The sequence below is a fragment of the Guptibacillus spartinae genome, assembly GCF_028610625.1.
In the GTDB taxonomy this organism is placed as follows: domain Bacteria; phylum Bacillota; class Bacilli; order Bacillales; family Guptibacillaceae; genus Guptibacillus; species Guptibacillus spartinae.
In genome coordinates this window covers 263,951-281,430 of sequence record NZ_JAQQWU010000003.1, presented here as the reverse complement: position 1 = coordinate 281,430, position 17,480 = coordinate 263,951, and the positions used below count along the sequence as shown (strand labels likewise).

General features: G+C 38.7%; 18 protein-coding genes and 1 riboswitch. Of the genes, 6 read left to right on the top strand and 12 right to left on the bottom strand.

Annotation, left to right across the window (positions count from 1 at the left end):
• Positions 1-30: 30 nt before the first annotated feature.
• Positions 31-2,124, bottom strand: a complete 2,094-nt coding sequence (locus PQ511_RS08010) for a cell wall-binding repeat-containing protein (RefSeq protein ID WP_273851380.1) — start codon at positions 2,122-2,124, stop codon at positions 31-33.
• Positions 2,125-2,267: 143 nt separating this feature from the next.
• The gene (locus tag PQ511_RS08005; RefSeq protein ID WP_273851379.1) at positions 2,268-2,417 is read right to left on the bottom strand and encodes a hypothetical protein; all 150 of its coding nucleotides are present in this window, start codon (positions 2,415-2,417) and stop codon (positions 2,268-2,270) included.
• 215 nt (positions 2,418-2,632) lie between these two features.
• Here PQ511_RS08005 and PQ511_RS08000 point away from each other — a divergent pair, with 215 nt between their 5' ends.
• The 3 genes from PQ511_RS08000 (at position 2,633) to PQ511_RS07990 (ending at position 4,921) form a co-directional block, all read left to right on the top strand.
• Positions 2,633-3,898: a helix-turn-helix domain-containing protein gene (locus PQ511_RS08000; RefSeq protein ID WP_273851378.1), complete on the top strand. Its 1,266-nt coding sequence runs from the start codon at positions 2,633-2,635 to the stop codon at positions 3,896-3,898.
• 18 nt (positions 3,899-3,916) lie between these two features.
• Positions 3,917-4,039 (top strand): hypothetical protein, encoded by a 123-nt coding sequence (locus PQ511_RS07995; RefSeq protein WP_273851377.1) that lies wholly within the window; start codon positions 3,917-3,919, stop codon positions 4,037-4,039.
• A 105-nt stretch (positions 4,040-4,144) separates the two neighbouring features.
• Positions 4,145-4,921, top strand: a complete 777-nt coding sequence (locus tag PQ511_RS07990) for an HAD family hydrolase (protein ID WP_273851376.1) — start codon at positions 4,145-4,147, stop codon at positions 4,919-4,921.
• A 20-nt stretch (positions 4,922-4,941) separates the two neighbouring features.
• Here PQ511_RS07990 and PQ511_RS07985 read toward each other — a convergent pair whose 3' ends face one another.
• The 5 genes from PQ511_RS07985 to PQ511_RS07965 form a co-directional block, all read right to left on the bottom strand.
• The gene (locus PQ511_RS07985; protein ID WP_273851375.1) at positions 4,942-5,934 is read right to left on the bottom strand and encodes a Gfo/Idh/MocA family protein; all 993 of its coding nucleotides are present in this window, start codon (positions 5,932-5,934) and stop codon (positions 4,942-4,944) included.
• 194 nt (positions 5,935-6,128) lie between these two features.
• Complete coding sequence (locus PQ511_RS07980; RefSeq protein WP_273851374.1) at positions 6,129-6,416, bottom strand: hypothetical protein; 288 nt, start codon at positions 6,414-6,416, stop codon at positions 6,129-6,131.
• Positions 6,417-6,536: 120 nt separating this feature from the next.
• Positions 6,537-8,774: a cell wall-binding repeat-containing protein gene (locus tag PQ511_RS07975; RefSeq protein WP_273851373.1), complete on the bottom strand. Its 2,238-nt coding sequence runs from the start codon at positions 8,772-8,774 to the stop codon at positions 6,537-6,539.
• Positions 8,775-8,998: 224 nt separating this feature from the next.
• On the bottom strand, positions 8,999-9,469 hold the full coding sequence (locus tag PQ511_RS07970) for a VanZ family protein (protein WP_273851372.1): 471 nt from the start codon (positions 9,467-9,469) through the stop codon (positions 8,999-9,001).
• A gap of 52 nt (positions 9,470-9,521) precedes the next feature.
• On the bottom strand, positions 9,522-9,977 hold the full coding sequence (locus PQ511_RS07965; RefSeq protein ID WP_273851371.1) for an SRPBCC family protein: 456 nt from the start codon (positions 9,975-9,977) through the stop codon (positions 9,522-9,524).
• A 193-nt stretch (positions 9,978-10,170) separates the two neighbouring features.
• On the opposite strand from PQ511_RS07965, the gene PQ511_RS07960 reads away from it, so the two are divergent.
• Entirely contained in the window at positions 10,171-10,302 is a 132-nt protein-coding gene (locus PQ511_RS07960) for a hypothetical protein (RefSeq protein WP_273851369.1), read from the top strand.
• 3 nt (positions 10,303-10,305) lie between these two features.
• On the opposite strand, the gene PQ511_RS23815 is transcribed toward PQ511_RS07960, so the two are convergent.
• Entirely contained in the window at positions 10,306-10,416 is a 111-nt protein-coding gene (locus tag PQ511_RS23815) for a hypothetical protein (protein ID WP_489753149.1), read from the bottom strand.
• Between the two features lie 300 nt (positions 10,417-10,716).
• A riboswitch (cyclic di-GMP riboswitch) is annotated at positions 10,717-10,806 on the top strand.
• A 46-nt stretch (positions 10,807-10,852) separates the two neighbouring features.
• Here PQ511_RS23815 and PQ511_RS07955 point away from each other — a divergent pair.
• Positions 10,853-10,990 (top strand): hypothetical protein, encoded by a 138-nt coding sequence (locus tag PQ511_RS07955; protein ID WP_273851368.1) that lies wholly within the window; start codon positions 10,853-10,855, stop codon positions 10,988-10,990.
• A 64-nt stretch (positions 10,991-11,054) separates the two neighbouring features.
• Here the strand turns inward: PQ511_RS07955 and PQ511_RS07950 are convergent, their stop codons facing one another.
• Entirely contained in the window at positions 11,055-11,471 is a 417-nt protein-coding gene (locus PQ511_RS07950; RefSeq protein ID WP_273851367.1) for a hypothetical protein, read from the bottom strand.
• 410 nt (positions 11,472-11,881) lie between these two features.
• Complete coding sequence (locus PQ511_RS07945) at positions 11,882-13,213, bottom strand: UDP-glucose dehydrogenase family protein (protein ID WP_273851366.1); 1,332 nt, start codon at positions 13,211-13,213, stop codon at positions 11,882-11,884.
• 177 nt (positions 13,214-13,390) lie between these two features.
• On the opposite strand from PQ511_RS07945, the gene PQ511_RS07940 reads away from it, so the two are divergent.
• Entirely contained in the window at positions 13,391-13,879 is a 489-nt protein-coding gene (locus tag PQ511_RS07940) for a VanZ family protein (RefSeq protein ID WP_273851365.1), read from the top strand.
• A 27-nt stretch (positions 13,880-13,906) separates the two neighbouring features.
• Here the strand turns inward: PQ511_RS07940 and PQ511_RS07935 are convergent, their stop codons facing one another.
• Together PQ511_RS07935 and fdhF are read right to left on the bottom strand one after the other, a co-directional pair.
• Positions 13,907-14,437, bottom strand: a complete 531-nt coding sequence (locus tag PQ511_RS07935) for a helical membrane plugin domain-containing protein (protein WP_273851364.1) — start codon at positions 14,435-14,437, stop codon at positions 13,907-13,909.
• On the bottom strand, positions 14,421-17,387 hold the full coding sequence (gene fdhF / locus PQ511_RS07930; protein ID WP_273851363.1) for a formate dehydrogenase subunit alpha: 2,967 nt from the start codon (positions 17,385-17,387) through the stop codon (positions 14,421-14,423). The genes PQ511_RS07935 and fdhF overlap by 17 nt, the downstream gene beginning before the upstream one ends.
• Positions 17,388-17,480: the final 93 nt, after the last annotated feature.

Below are 17,480 nucleotides of genomic sequence, written 5' to 3'. Positions count from 1 at the left end.
AGAAAGACTCAGCGCCATGGCTGAGTCTTTTTACTCATCAAGAATGTGATCAATATACCAGGCTTTCCTCTCACTGATTGCAGCTGGACCACCTAGAATACGGTAATTGTCAATTCCTTGATTGTTTAAATATAAAATGGATTTTTCTAATGCTTCATTTTCTCTATATGGATGAACGAGAACAATGGATTGACCTGATCTTGAAGCGGCAGCTCCACCCGTCAGTGCATCTGGAAATTTCAGACCTGTTGCAAAGTAAATGCCATCGCTATTTTCTTCTACCCCAAATCTTAATAAAACTTTGAAGTTTGTTTCAAATCTGTCCTTTCCACCAATTCGCTCGGTATTTGTAGAAGGAATCTTAGACATCACACTCTGACTAATAACAGTCTCGCCTCCAATCGCGTAGGCATTTTCAGGGCGTAACTTCTCTAGGTAAGCTTTCGTATCATCAGGCAAAGCTGAACTTTTTGTGAAAAGTACTGGTGCCCCAAACCTTGAGGCAAATGAGGAAATTGATAAAGCATCTGGAAATTTTTCTCCTGAAACAATAAACGCCTCCGATGTTTTGTCTTCTTCAACAATTTCAGCAATTTCAGTCGCCGTCTCATAACGATTATCTCCAGCAACTCTTGTTGTTGTGATCCCTGACGATTCTAGTAGCTCTGATATACCTTTTGGAACCGCATTTTCCCCACCAATTATTAAAACATGATCTGCAGAAATACGGTTTAATTCATCAATTACATTATGTGATAAACCACTTTTTTTTGTTAAGAGAATCGGACTTCCTAGCTTAGAAGCAAGCGGAGAAGCGGCTAAACTATCAGGAAATTCATCAAAGCGAGCTAGTACGGCAAATTTCCCTGTGATCTCCTGCCCATCAATTGATAGTGTTTGTTTCTCTAACGTCTCCCAATTTTTTCGAGAGATTTCTAGCGCTGTTTCAATCGAAGTCTCGCCATATATTCGGTTGTACTCTGTCACGTTCTTAATAGCGGCATTTACATCTAACAAACCATTGCCAAGAGAGAAAGAACCAGGGAGTGGTTCCGCAGACTCTTTTAATAGTTTAAAGGTTTGCTTGCTGGTTAAAAACGGCGCATAACTTTTTAATAGAACCCCTGAGGACGCAACAATGGGTGCTGATAGACTTGTCCCCTTATCAAAAGCATACTCGCTGTTAAGGGAGGTGCTATAAATATCCGTACCAGGTGCGGCTAAATCCACTAGAGAACCATAGTTTGAAAAGGATGCCTTTTCTTTTGTACCCGTTTGAACAGACGACACAGCTAATACTTCTGAATACGCTGCAGGGAAAACGACAGCTGATTGGTTATCATTACCTGCAGCGCCTACCATCAAAATATCTTTCGCTGCAGCTTCTTCAACAATTGTTCTTAAAGCATATGAATTATTATAATTACCAAGGCTGAAGTTAATAACATCTGCATCGTGATCAATTGCAAATCGTATTCCTTCTACTAGTGTTGAAAGCATGCCCTTCCCGTTCTCCGTCACTTTTATTGGCATAATGGAAACCCCTTGGGCTGGAGAAGCTATACCAATTTGGTTATTCGTTACTGCGCCAATAAGTCCGGCCACTTTTGTACCATGTCCATCTAAATCTTGTACCGTTTGATCCTTATTCACAAGGTTAATGCCACTTACAAGATTCGCTTTTAGATCCTCATGGGTTAGATCAACCCCTGAATCAATGACTGCAACTTTTATGGAACTTTCTTGTTTATCAATCCGTGCCCATGCTTTTGGTAAATGAATCTGGTCGATCCATGGTTTTTGATAGGAAATCATAGCATCGTTCGGTAGACTTGTATTCATTAAATAAACAGGTTGGTCTTCTTCAACATGCTTGATTTTACGATCCGACTCCAAACGTTCAATCGTTTCCTTTACTTCTTCCTTTGGAACTTCAATCACTTTTACTTTTGCAGACTGATTAGATTTTCGGGAAGGACTAGAAGTCTTATCATATGTAACAATAATGCGTTTCGTCTCTTGATCTGATTGAGCTTCAGAGACACTAGGACCAAACGAAAAAAATAGAATACAAAACATTAAAACAATCATCGTTTTATTTTTCAGTTGTGACACCTCTTCCATGATTGATACACATTCGCTACTCATAAGTTTATAACGAATCTTTCGACAAATCACTAGAATAGTATCACACTAATGGTTAGAAAAAAATGGTTTTGAATAGGGAGTAAGTCACGCTTTTAAGAAAGTAGTTGTAAAAAGAGGGGTTACGAACGTTCATGGAGAAGGTTTTGATGCAGTTGTTGAAGAGTTTGAAATTTTTCTTCGAGGTTATGCTGTTCTTTTCTCATGCTTCCAATAATTTGAATCAAATTTGTAATCATAGTTTCTACACGTTCAATGCGATCTTCTTGCAATTTCGACACCTCCTTTTCATTTTCATCATTTTACCATATAATGGTCATTATCGTTCGAAAATTCATTCGACATGTTGATATTGGGAAAACAAACCGAAAAACATGCGTTTAAACCGTCTAAATTCGTTTATATTTCCCAACCTCAAAACTATTCTCTTTTCTGAGAATTTTTAGTAAACTATAATCAAATAGTTCTAGGAGAAAGGAAGCAAAGAATGATTGGAGCAAAAATCCGATACTTCAGACAAATGAAAGGCATCACCCAAGAACAACTTGCTTCCGGTATCTGTTCTATTCCGTATTTGAGTAAGATTGAACACGGCCTTGCCCAGCCAAGTGAAGAACTTGTCGAACATCTTTGTAATGAGTTAGGCGTTTCTCTTGATCAGGTTGATGATGAGGATAAGATCTCTGAAATGACAAAGTTTCTCAAAGAATGGTACCGGGAAATGAGAATGAGAGATTTTGAACAGGTTGAAATCAAGAAGAAAAAGATTGATAAAGAGTTTGAAAACATTGAAGATCCAATTCTACTTACCACTTATCTTTTATTCAAATTTCGCTACCATCTTCTAAATTTAGAATTAGATAAATCCAATACCTTACTTGAAAGACTTTACATTGTTCAGGAAAGCTTGAATCATGATTTAGAGTTCTATTATTATTATTTTTTAGGATTATATTATTACCAACTCAAAAAATTTAGCGACTCTCTGGAAGTTTATAAAAAAGCAGAAAAACTCAGTAAGACTATGAACTTAGATGTTGGAGAACTTAGCGAATTTTATTATCAAAAAGCATTGGTTCATGGTAGGTTGTATCAAGTAGCATTATCAAACAACCATGCTGTTAAAGCTTTATCATTGTTTAATCAAGAGTACAATTTTAAAAGGAGTGCTGATATTGAAGTACTTCTAGGTATTAATAATTTAAGAATATTAAATTATGAAGAAGCAACTAATCATTTTAAAAACACTTTAAAATATGCTGAGTCATTTAATGATAAGTATTTAAAAAGTATTGTCTATCACAATTTAGGCTTAGTATCAGCAGCTATGGGATTATCTCTCGAGGCTTTAGATTATTATAAATCCGGTCTTCAGTATATAAATGAAGATGATTCCGAAGAAGTAGTACAAACCATATATTTAATTGCTACTGAATATAGTAAATTAAATAAAATAGATAATGCAGAAAAATGGCTAGCAACTGGTTTGAAACAAGCTCAAAACAATGAAGTTATTAATTATGTTTATCATTTTAAAATTTTGGAGCATCATGTTAAACAAACATATAACTTAGATTATGAGGTCCTATTAAAAGAGGAGGCTATACCTTATTTCGAAGAAAAACAATCTTGGAAGTATGTTACTGATTATTGTGAACGGCTAGCAGATTACTTTAATCATTCTTCACAATATAAAAATGCTAGTTATTATTATCGTCTGGCCAATGATGCCAGAAAAAAAATAATTAATTAAATTAAGGGAGAGAATGAAATGAAAAAATTAACTATCACTTTGGCAACTGTTTTTGCTCTATCTGCTTTTGTAATTGGTGCATTAGATCACGAAAAATTTCCACAATCTCATGAAATTCAAACTGAACAAGTAAATATTTAAATAAGATCCCGGCTCATTTAAGCCGGGGTTTTTATTTGCCCCTTCTCCTTCCCCCACGCTATACTAGAAACTAAACTTCATTAAATAGAATAGGAGCGTGCTTGAATGGCTTTATATATGTTTGATGTAGACGGTGTTTTAACCGATGAAAATGCTAGACCTGATGAAGACGTCGTGAGAAAAATTGAAAAACTCGCCATAGACGGACACGTCCTTTCTTTTGTAACTGGTCGGTCGAGAGGTTGGCTTTCTGACTATCTTTTCCCGCTCTTTGATGATGAAATTGACTGGTCTTCTCTTTATTGTGTTTCTGAACATGGGGTCATTAAAGGACGGGGAACGGATACTTCTTCATGGGATTTAGATGAAGGATATGTGATCTCAGATGAAGTGAAAGATAAATTATACAAAGTTAGTCAGAAAGAAAAGTATGAAGATTTGATTCAATGGGATCAAACAAAAGAAGCCATGGGTACGGTTGAGGCTGTTCACGGAGATCCTGGTGATAAGGAACATTTAAAGAAAACCCGAAAAGCCCTTCAAGAATATGCAGATGATGTCGAATCGATTGCTTCTGAATCAGGAAATAAAACCGCTGTGTCTACTTATGGAGTCGATGTTATTCATCCTGATTTAACTAAAAAAATTGGGGCGACATGGATTTTAGATGAAATTCATTCTGCAGAAGAAGTATTTGTTTTTGGAGACAGCGAAGGTGATATTGTTATGGCTGTTACTGCAAGAGAACATCATATAGATAATATAACGTTTTACTGGGTTGGCGAGGGTGAAACTCCTCAAGAAGATCAGATTAACTCTGTTGCAAGTGAAGCTTCCTACTCAGCAGGAACAAATGAAATACTAGAAAAGCACATTGGATAATCCCAATGTGCTTTTCTGTATTAAACTAATTCAACTGGGCGATTTTGTTTCATCGATTCATAGCAAGCTTCAATCGCTTTTAGATTATTTACTGTTGCCTCACCGGAATAAGATGGCGTTTGGTTACTTTGAACACAATGTGCAAAGTGCTCAACCATAAGCGTATATTGCTCACCTTCAGCCGTTTCTTTTCTCACCTTGCCTTCACTATTTTTAATCTCAATGACTCCATTCGCTCCTGGTGCATCAGGACGATAGGCGTACGGGAGGTAAATGCTACCTTTTGTACCAATAATCTCATAGGAATGGCTCATCTGCCGTTCGAAACTACAATCAAACGAAGCGGTAACGTCATTAGCGAATGTCAAGATGCCTGAAGCAGAAAGATCGACTCCTCCGCCTTCTGGAATAGCTGCTTCCGTATAGACCTTAAGTGGTTCATTGCCAATAATGAAGCGAGAGGAATGTATGCAATAACATCCCACATCCCAAATACTTCCCCCACCTAGTTCACTGCTAAGGCGAATATTATCTGGTTTGTCTCCCAGGTAAAATGAAAAATTTGCACGCATATGCTTGACGTCCCCAATTTCACCTGACGCAATCACATCTCTTACAACTGAGTGCTGAGGGTGGAATTGATACATAAAAGCTTCCATGAAGATAACGCCGTTTTCGTCACAAGCTTCTACCATCTCCATTGCGTCACGAGCCGTTATAGCAGCTGGTTTTTCACAAAGAACGTGTTTCCCTTTCTTCGCAGCTGCAATGGTCCATTTTTTGTGAAGCGTGTTTGGAAGTGGAATATAGACTGCGTCAATTGAATCATCCTCCAACATCGCTTCATAACTGTCATGATAATGTGGAATGCTCATTTCCTCTGCAAATTCTTTGGCTTTGCCACTGCCACTAGCTACGCTCACAACTTCAGAACCACTAGCATTTTGGATGGCAGGTATAACCGCTTTCCTTGCAATGTTCGCTGTACCCATTATTCCAAATTTTAGTCCCATTTCGTGCACTTCCCTTCTATGTATTCATTACCTTTTTCCATTCTGTCTTCCCAGATAATGTTTTCATATTTACCTTTCAAGTACCCCCAACGTAACAAGCAATAAACCGAAAAATTAAGTAATCCCTTTAATCCCCCCTTTTGATTATAAGGAAAACAAGAGCCGACCTCGTATAACGTGGTCGGCTCTTTTCATTAATCAACAAATCTTCGAATCACTTCCATGAGTTCTGGACGAATACTACTCTCCAAATCTTTAAGTTGTGATTGATTGCGGTATTTTCTTTCAATGATATCGCGCTGTTTACTATTTTCAAGCATCCAATGTAACCATTTTTGATCAGCCGTTTCGGTGAATAGCTCATCATTTTCATACTTTGCATGCAAATCTTTTAACAATTGCCCCATATTTTTTTCAGGGTGCTCATTCCAATAAGTTCTTAACGCATCACAAAGAATTTCAATTTCCTTTTTTTCATGCATTTAACCACATCCTTATCTATAAGAAATATCTTTTATATGAACGAATGCTGTCTTGAGTAAAGCCATTTTTATTATAATAACATAAAACCACCTCTCTTTTTATGAGAGGTGGTTAAAAGATTATTTTAAGAGCTTATTTACGATTTCTTCAACTGGTTTGCTAATGGCTGCCTCGCCACCTAGGAAGTAATATTCTCTACTCATTGATTTCTTTACATATTGCTCAGCTTCTCCAGAAAGTGAACTTTGTTTCGTTAAAATAACAGGAGCTCCCATCGCAGCTGCATATGGAGACCCTGGGAGAGCATCTATAAATACATCTCCATTTGCGAAAAAGACACTTTTGTTTTCAAAATCAAATGTTTCAGCAATTTTCACACTTGTTTCATAACGATTACTTCCCGCTACGCGCTTAACCGTTGGAATGCCAACTAAATTATTCTCGACCACATTAGATACTGCATTTTCTCCTCCGATGATTGTAGCAGTAACTGGTTTTACGGTACTCATGTATGTTGACGTAGCTTCGCTTAATTTCTTACTATTTGTTAACAAAATAGGAATTTCCTTAGAAGCCGCGTATGGCGCGATTGAAAGGGCATCAGGTGAAGTATCGTCTCCAGTTGTCACGATTACCTGATTGCTATTTCCAACTTCTTTAGCAACTGCAACCGACGTTTCATAACGATTAGCACCGCTTATTCTTTCAATATTAGATATGTGAACTTTAGTGGAAAGTTGGTTCACTACCTTCTCAGAAATGGCAGCAGGTCCACCTAGGATATAAATTTTCTTAGGCTGCAACCGATTCAATTCTTCTTCCACACTTGATGGGAGTTCATCACTTTTTGTTAAAAGTAATGGCGCATTGTACTTTTTAGCTAGAACACTACCTGTAAGAGCATCGACAGATAGGTCCCCTCTCCCAAGTACAACAACATCTGAAGACTCCTTCCATCCGTTTTCAGAGATCGCTACGCTTGTTTCATAGCGGTTGCTACCAGCAAGCCTTCTAATCTCACTTGATTCCGTTGATTCTTTGACTAAATCAGTTCCTGAATAATAGAAAGATAGAATTTGCTCGAAATTTCGACCCTCTTTCGCCTGCTGATAAGCGCCATACTGGCTCATTCCAATTCCATGTCCAAAACCACTTCCAGAAACGATGAAGGAATCCTTCGTATCTTTAATCTCCTTAACATATGGACTTTTCATAATTGTCGTACCTATCATAAATCGAACATTGTAGGAAGTATCTTCAATTTTCATCGTATTTATTTTGATTTCCCCATTTGAATCTTTCACAAAACCTTCCTTGTTTTTTAAGAAGTAATCAAATTCGACACTGCCTTTTAATACTTGATCCGATTTAAATGGTGGTACAGTAAAATTAATATTCTTAATTTGCGTGATTTTAATATCATCCGTCGGTTTAATTTTTCCTTTTGCTACAAGCCATGATTTCATATTTTTAATTTCTGTGACATTTGAACTCGATTCTGATACTTGAGACCACCATGCGTCAGGATTCTTAAGATCTAATCTCTCTAAATCAATTTGCTGTTTTCCAAGACTATATTCCCAATAGTCGTAGCTCGTGATCATTCTTTCATCGTAAGGATCGACTTTCGTTTGGAGGTATGGAATCCAGCTACTCCCCCACGAATTTGTATTTGACATCACCATTCCACCATTTGTGGAGGAATAGTAGGCACCTATGTACTTTCCATCATACATTAATGTTTTTCCTGCTGTTGCATCTACGGCTTCATTCGTCGTTTGAAACCAGTCATATCCTTTGTATACTTGACTTGACTGGCTATCCGATAAAGAATTTTTTCGAGGTAATGCAAAAGTTCTTGCGGCAATCGCCTGTGCCTTTAAAGCTTCCATTCCTCCGTTTGTTCCCCAATAAGCTGGCATTTCACTAGGTACTACGCCTTTTAAATATTCTTCCATCGGAAGTGTATTAACCGGGCGAATGTATTTCCCATCAACCGTAAACTTCATTTCACCTAGATACTTTTTATCACCGATTGCGACGAAGCTATCCATCGCATTTGTGATGGTTGGCACAAGTGTCATTGAACTTCCAAAGTTCTTAAGCTTCGTTTTGCCTCGATAGAGAACCACATCAGAAGACTCAGCTTTTACACTGTACTCATCTACCTGAGAACTTTCAATTTTAATCTCACTACCTTGAATCTGATAGCTTCCTGCTACATTAAACGTTAAAGCCGTCGTATCTTTCACATAGTTTACTAGTTTGACAGTGACGGTTTCCCCCGCTGCCTGGACACCATGCATCGATAAAGAAAATGCTAGAATGCCAACTAAAAGTGACGTCAAAAGTTTCAAATCTTTTCCCCCTAAGATTTTTTAAGAAAATATTAGTTATATTCTCCCTTTTTAACACTTTAGCATAAATTTGACATTAAAATAGGCGGGAAATGACGAATATTACAAAAATAACATAGAATACCTATAAACCGTGTCGAATTTATAGGATATTTTTACTATAAAAGCATTACAGGACTCCTCTATTCCACCATGCCAAAAAGCTCCCACTATGCGAGAGCTTTTCATAATCGACATAAATACCATATTTTCATAAGAAAAATACTATGTAGGCACCCTGTTAGATCAACAAATACGTCTGTTATGAGTGCGGTTCGATTAGGTAAAAACGCTTGAACAAACTCGTCAGTCACGGCTATGATGCCAACCATAAGCAACACCATCAGTATCCTTAGAAAAGAGTCGCTCGCTTTACCTAGTTGAAACAAGAAAATCGTTAAAAAGCTGTATACAAAAAAATGACCAAGTTTTCGAATGACAAAATGAGCAAATCCATTGTCGCCATTATTAAGTAAACTCACTGTTAAGGAACCATAATGAAGTTCCGTTGATCGGAAAACTTGAGCGATCCCTTTCACAATAAGCGGAGCTGGCTCTTGGTCAAATAATGTAAGTGTGGCTATACATGAAAGAACAAGTCCCATGCCAAGCCAGCATTGGATGCTAACAAGTACGATTGTACGAGAAACATGCAACAAGTTCGCCTCCTCTTCAAGCACATTACAGTTTCACCTGAATTGAAGCCGCTTATACAGCTGTTTCGGCCATATTTTTTAACTCGCTAGCTCTCTTTTCTAATAAACTCTTCATATATTTTTTTAGAAAGCATACGTTGGCTAGATTGCCGAGAATCCCAAATGGCGCTTTATATGCGAATTGATCAACCATTAACGTTACACCCCCTAGATCTTCAAAGCGATGGGTATGAACGAACCACTTAAAAGCGCCTTTTGTCATTTCGTCAATAAACCAATCGGGTTCACTCATTCCTGTAATTTCAGCTGTTAGACGTTGCTTGATCCCAAAGTGTGTGGCTTCCCATGTGACTGTATCTCCTTCTCTCATTAACCCGTTTGTCACTCCAGCAATTGCTTTTTCTTTTGTTTGTTCCGTGCTCTTCATATGCGCTTCGACATTTCTTGCGTAATCAAAACATGTTTGAAGCGGAGCATCAATGAGCGTTTCCAAATAGATCACTGGCATTACTAGCAACTCCTCTCGACTTTCAACCTAGATAAGTACCAATTACTTGTAAAAAAGCAAGTCTTTCCGATTATTTCTTAAAAATCGACAAATTATCCTAAAGTTTTTTCACCTTTAAACCGATAATAAATAAAACAGGGCAAGGCCTTCATCATATCAGCAAAAAAAGAAAGCGATATGAGAAGTGAAGAAGATGGTTCACAAATGGAAAACGCCTGAAGAAATTCAGTTTCAAAAAAAGCGCAAGGAAAAGTTGCTTTTCCTTGCCACTTCTTTGTTATCTATTCTATTAGGAACTGCGCTTCTTACGAATAAAGGGTGGTAAAGATTAACTTTCCTTCTTTCGCGATCGTTTAGAAGCTTCCGGGTTGGGGATACTCTCTTTAGGAGTTTGATTATTTGTTAACGCAGCATGAGATTGTGCTTTGCGCTTTTTCATGTAAGACCAACCTCCTTTCTATCTCTATTCTGATCCATCCATATTTTTTCATGCGTTATTCTGTGGTCAACTAAAGAAAAAACTTCCGAAACCTTGTTAACAAGTCTGGACATGACTTAAACGAGGGGATATTGGGAAAACTCGTTCACAAACTCTTAATAAAGAGAAGGCTACTATCTTCATTTTCCCAATATACACGTTAAAGGGAATAGGTTATACTTAGAATTGTAGTCATTTTTCGACAATTTTTACTTTTTCATGACACCGCTTCACTATTATGATTTATTAATGCTTCAAATCGTACGAGAATGGCAAAATCACTGAAAAGTGGTGACGCAAAGCTATAGGGACTTCACGGGCTGTTCATCCGACAGTCAGCCAGCTGCCGAATACGGCCTCACTGCGATTGTAGCAAGAACCAGGGGGAGATTTAATTATGAAAGAATCGTGGCTAACGCCTGAAGAAATCCAATATCGTAGACAGCGTAAGGAGAAAATGATTTATCTTTTGCTACCCGTGTCTGCAATCATTATTGGAGCGGCTATTGCCTTATTAACTCAAATGACCTACTAATTAATAAAGAAGGGAACGGTCGTTTCCTTCTTTTTATTATAAAAAAAAGATAACCATCACCAGGTTACCTACTTCTTGTGCTCTTATTTGAACGTGGTTTTTGTAACCTTCTTACACCCATTGCCAGAAGGCGAATAGTTAAATAGACGAGAAACAAAACGACAAAGCCTTGCAATCCAACAACCGCATCGGCAAATTCCATATTTCCTCTACCGGTGATTTTCTGCTGAATCTCAATAGCAAAGACGATCACGAGCAATACGGTTATTGTATAAATAAAAGAAATAGCTGTGATGCTCCATTTTGAGAGCAATCGAAATAAAAATTGGACGACCACAAATCCTCCCATTCCCATTAAACCAATGACCCAGAAATGTAGTTCCTTATCAGTGATCGAAAAACCTAACCCAGACATAACCCCGATAACGATGTCATGAAGCTCATTAACAATCGCCACAATTAGTTTAATAAACTCTCCCATATCACAATCCTTTTCGAGCAAATTCATTCTAGTCTATTAAAGAACCAGTGATATGCCTCATTTTATTCAAAATTATTTTTGTACCTCACTTATTTTTAATTACCTTTGCACTGTATAGATAATCCTCATTATTTGCAGGTATTTTGGTAAGATCTTTACCACAATACGGACAAATCCATTCTCCTTGATAATTACTGCTATACGAAGGTTTTTGGCAGCTGTCACACGTCTTTTCTACCATTTTTTCACTCCATTCATTCGCATTTGAAGAAATGCAAGTAGTACCTTTTCAAGTAACCAACAAACATATTTTACCAAAGTGATAGGTTTTTTCAAGTACTAATACTCTGAAATTGAGATATTTTTTACCCACAAAAAATACGATAAACAGCCTAGGCTAGTTTATCGCATTAATGAACTGAAACAGATAGGCATTTTCGATTGATTGTCGGGCGACCAATGGAGACGTAATGAATCGAATACTTTTTAATCTCATCCAACGGATAACAATTTCTCCCATCAATTACGATTGGAGAGGCCATCCATTTAACATAGTGACTCAAATCGAGTTTCTTAATTTCGTTCCACTCAGTTAGTATTAACGCCACGTCTGCACCGGCTAGTGCATTGATTAGTGATTCTTCATAGCGGATCCCTGGTGGTAAATGCTGTTTTGCATTTTGAATGGCTATGGGATCATAAGCAACAATTTCCGCGCCTCGTTCCTTTAAAGCGTGTGCAATTGGAATAGAAGCTGCTTCCCGCATGTCGTCAGTGTTAGGTTTGAACGCGAGACCTAGAAGCGCAACTTTTTTCCCTTGAATCTCTCCAACTGCTTCTTGCGTTTTTTCAATTAGTTTCATTTGCTGAGAATGATTCACTTCGATGACGGATTGAAGCAATTTAAAATTATGTTGGTTGTTCCCAGCTAATTGCACAAGGGCATTCGTATCCTTTGGAAAACAAGAACCCCCGTAACCAATTCCCGCTTTAAGAAATTGCTCACCAATTCTCCGATCTTTCCCCATTCCACATGCAACATCATCTACATTCGCCCCAACCTTTTCACAAATGGCTGAGATTTCATTAATAAAGCTGATCTTTGTAGCTAGAAACGCATTCGAAGCATATTTAATCATTTCAGCACTATTTAGGTCTGTGTGATAAATCGGAATATGGAATGGCTGATTTATTCGCTCTAGTACCTCAGCCGCTTCTTGATTCTCGGATCCAATCACAATCCGATCGCCATGAAACGTGTCGTAAACAGCTGACCCTTCTCGAAGAAATTCTGGATTTGATACAATGTCTATTTTCATCTTGTGCATTGACTTTTCTTCAATCAACGCTTTGATCCGGACGTTTGTTCCAACAGGGACTGTACTCTTGGTGACAACAATGCATTCTTTTTGGAGGGACGTTCCAATCGTGCTAGCAGCCTGCTCAATGTATTGTAAATCAGCTGTTCCATCAGGCAGCTGTGGTGTACCAACAGCCAAATAAATGACTTCCACTTCTTTGAAAGCTTCGTGATAAGAAGTCGTAAAATTGAGACGACCCTTTTGCAAATTCCTTCTCATCATCTCTTCCAGGCCCGGCTCATAAATTGGCGAATAACCTTTTGTCATCATCGCTACTTTCTCACGGTCTACATCAATACATGTGACGCGATGTCCAATTTCAGCAAGACAGACACCTGTGACTAAACCAACATAGCCAGCACCAATAACGGCGATTCTCATCACAAATCTCCTTTTCAATATGGATTCCTTTTTATTATAAGGGCGCCTGAATCATTTCAGGCCTCATTCACGTGATCAATACAAAAAGTTAACATTTCTTCACGAAACTACTCCCTATTATGCATGATTTTCGATATGATAGGGACTAAACTGCTTAAGAAAGAACGTGGAAAATGTATGAAATTTATAACAAAACGAAAGTGGACTTTTTTTGCTTTAATGATGATGAGCATCCTATTTATATCCTCTCATACTCCTTATCAAAAACAGGATGTAAAGCCATTATTTAAAGGAATGATAACGATTGAAGAGGAAGATTTGCCTCCAATTGCCTTTACTTATGATGGTGTACGTGTCACACCGTCAGCGCCTTACCAGTACGTCGAATTTTTCATAAGAAAAGGAGCGCATGTGGCCTCATTCGCCCTCCTTGCTTTTTTATGTATTAAGGCATCTAAAGAATTCCAGCGATCGAATGCCATCTTCTTAGGAGCGATGATCGCATTTCTTTATGCCTTATTTGATGAATTTCATCAAAGCCGAGTTGAAGGCAGAACTGGTCATTTAATTGATGTTTTCGTGCCTGACACAATAGGAATTGTTCTCACTTTACTTCTTTTTTGGATTTTCTCCAGAACAGCATACGTGAAAGAGCCCCGCCATTAAACGGCAGGGCTCTTTAAAGATCACATGTTAAATATCCTGTCTCATTTCAGATGACTGTGACTTATCATTCATCTGTTCTTCGTTTTCTGTATCTTTTCCCATTCCTTTTAAGAAGGTAATTAAAATCGTCAGGGATCGATTAATTTCTGGATCTTTTAAGGCACGTAGGAGATCAAGGTACCCCGTTTTCTCCATTCCCTCTGAATTTTCAGCTACATTCTCAATCCCTGCATTTATTTTTAATAATAAGGGTTCAAGATCCTGGACGTTAATTTTACCGGCTGCTCCAAAGAGAAGCATCAGGTTTTTTAATGCCGTTGTGTTCTCAGGAACATTTAGTAAATCCACAATCACTTTTAGAACGCGATCTCCTTCTCCAAATAGACCGTTCATAAGGGTGAGGATCCCACGTTCCTTCATCCCACCGACAACACTTAACGTTTCAAGAAGGGCATCTTTATTATCTATCAACGCATCTTCAATTTCCTTTAGATCATTTGCTCGCTTCTCTTCTTTCGAAACGTCGATCCGCTTGATTTGCTTAATGGCTTTTGCCATAGTTGATGCCCTCCTTTTTCACCATTTCGCCAGGGAATAAGTAGTCTTTTCTTGCCCATTTCCTCTCAACCATGACACCTATCTGTGGCTGAGGATTACCATAGCGATGATTAATCTTAGGAAGCGGCGAAGTTCCCTTATCTTTCAAAATTTCCATCTTCGCTTTTACCTCTTTGTACACAGGCGTATCCGTATCTTTATCCGCATAACTACTCGTTAACAAGTTAATCGCGGCATCATCCTGGTCATTCAGTGGAATATAAATTTCTTTTCCTTGAACGCGGTCGGTTACAAGACACTTTATTTTCACTGCCCCATATGGTGAGGAAAGTCTGACAAGCGTCCCATCCGTAAGTCCTCTTTCTTCTGCTAATTCAGGAGAAACTTCAACGAACGTACTCGGTGTTTTCGATTTAATGCCTTCATTTTGATACGTCATATTGCCTTCATGGAAATGCTCAAGCAAACGCCCGTTATTGACATGCAGATCATACTGGTCGTCATACTCAAGTGGTTTCGTCCATTCAACCGGGAATAGTCTAGCTTTTCCATCAGGAAATGGGAAATCTTCTGTAAAGAGAAGCGGCGAATCCGTTCCATCTGCTGCAACTGGCCACTGCTGACTCTTATAACCTTCAAGACGTTCGTAAGAAACACCCGCAAACATATCGGCAAGTTGAACGGCTTCAGCCATAATGTCACTCGGACTATCATAATCCCAATCTGCGCCCATTTCATTCGCAATCTCCATAATGATTTGCCAATCCGGCTTCGACTCCCCAAGTGGCTCTAGCGCCTGATACAGACGCTGGAAACGACGCTCAGTGTTAGTGAAGGTTCCTTCTTTCTCAAGACTTGGACTTGCCGGTAACACAACATCGGCGAATTGAGCCGTTTTCGTAAGGAAGAGATCTTGGACCACGAAGAAATCAAGCTTCTCAAAAGCAGCGTGAACATGGTTGATGTTTGAATCGACAATTCCCATGTCCTCTCCTTTTAAGTACATCGCTTTTAGTTTTCCTTCATGAATATGCTCAACCATTTCATGATTGTTTAAACCAATTTCTTCAGGAAGTGGCGTTCCCCAGGCTTTTTCATATTTAGCGCGTACCTTTTCATCGGTCACATTTTCATAACCAGGCATTTTATCTGGCATGCTTCCAAAGTCACTTGCACCCTGCACGTTATTGTGACCGCGAAGTGGGTAAGCGCCTGTACCCGGCTTGCCATAGTTTCCAGTAACAAGTAGAAGGTTGGAGATCGCTGTACTCGTATCTGAGCCACCTCCGTGTTGCGTTACACCCATTGCCCATAGCGCCACTGTTGTTTTTGCTTCGTGAATCATTTCAGCAATTTGAATTAATTCTGCTTCATCGATTCCTGTTACTTCAGATGCGTAGCTCATTGTGTATTTTTCGAGACTAGCTATATAATCATCAAGACCGTTTACGCGATCTTTTAAGAAGGCTTCATCTGCCCAGCCTTGATCGATGATGTACTTTGTTACAGCAGAAAGCCAAACAAGATCGGAACCGGAAGATGGACGAATAAATAAATCAGATCGTTCGGCCATTTCATGTTTTCGAAGATCGGAAACGATTAGCTTTTGACCATGCAACTTATTCGCACGCTTCACTCTTGTCGATAAGACAGGGTGAGATTCAGACGTATTCGATCCGATGACAATCACAAGCTCAGACATTTCAATATCTTTAATAGATCCTGCGTCGCCCCCGTGTCCAACAGTACGGAATAACCCGACAGTAGCTGGCGTTTGGCAATAGCGTGAGCAGTTATCAATATTGTTCGTTCCAATTACGCTTCTTCCAAGCTTTTGCATTAAGTATGATTCTTCGTTCGTACATTTGGAAGAACTAATAAAAGAAAGAGCGTTCGCACCGTGGTTTTCCTTTACTTCTGAAAACTTTCGGCTAATTAACTTCAATGCCTCTTCCCATTCCGCTTCTCTAAACGAATCGCCTTCACGAATAAGCGGTTTTGTGAGACGTTCTTCACTGTTTACATAGTCCCAACCAAATTTCCCTTTGATACAAGTGGAAATCCCGTTTGCAGGCGCCTCCACCTGTGGCTCAACTTTTAAAATATCTCTGCCTTTCGTCCAAACATCAAAGCTACAGCCAACACCACAATAGGTACAAACCGTTTTTGTTTTTTTGATCTCATTTTCACGCATAGCGGATTCCATATCCGAGATCGCAAGGATTGAATTATAGCCTGTTTCAACATTTTTCGTAAGCTCAATCATCGGACGAAGCGTATCCTGTTGAATGCTTGTTAATAATCCTGCTTCTCCTTCCATCCCTTTTTCCATCATGGCATTACACGGACATACCGTTGAGCAATGACCACAAGATACACAAGAAGATTCATTAATAGCGACATCATTGTCCCAAATAACGCGTGGACGTTCTCTTTCCCAGTCAATCGTTAATGTCTCGGTAACCTGAACATCTTGACACGCTTCGACGCATCGTCCACAAAGAATACACTGATCTGGATCGTATCGATAGAAAGGGTTGGAGTTATCCACTGGATCTGGCTTTTGTTCGAATGGAATTGCCTGATGATTCATCTTCATTTGTTTCACTGTATTATGTACTTCACACGTTCCGTTGTTGTAGTCACAAACTGTACAATAAAGCTCGTGATTGTGAAGGATACGATCCATGGCAATATTTTGTGCTTCTTTTACGTGTGTGGCCGTTGTATTAATGCTATCTCCGTTTGAAATTGCGGTCGAACACCCTCTTACAATTTCACCGTTCACTTCCACCATACAAGTATCACATGTTTCAATGGCGCCAAGACTTGGATGGTAGCATACGCTAGGCAAATCCAGGCTATTTTCATTAAGTGCTTCAAGCACGCTCTTTTCACTCGATACGGCTACACTCTTTCCATTAATCGTTACGTGGATGGAATCCGACAAATGACATCACCCTTTTTATTGTTTTTCAAATGATCTATTCATTCCAATACCCTAATTTAGATTCCCTTAGACAGGATTCTGAAAAAAATTAAA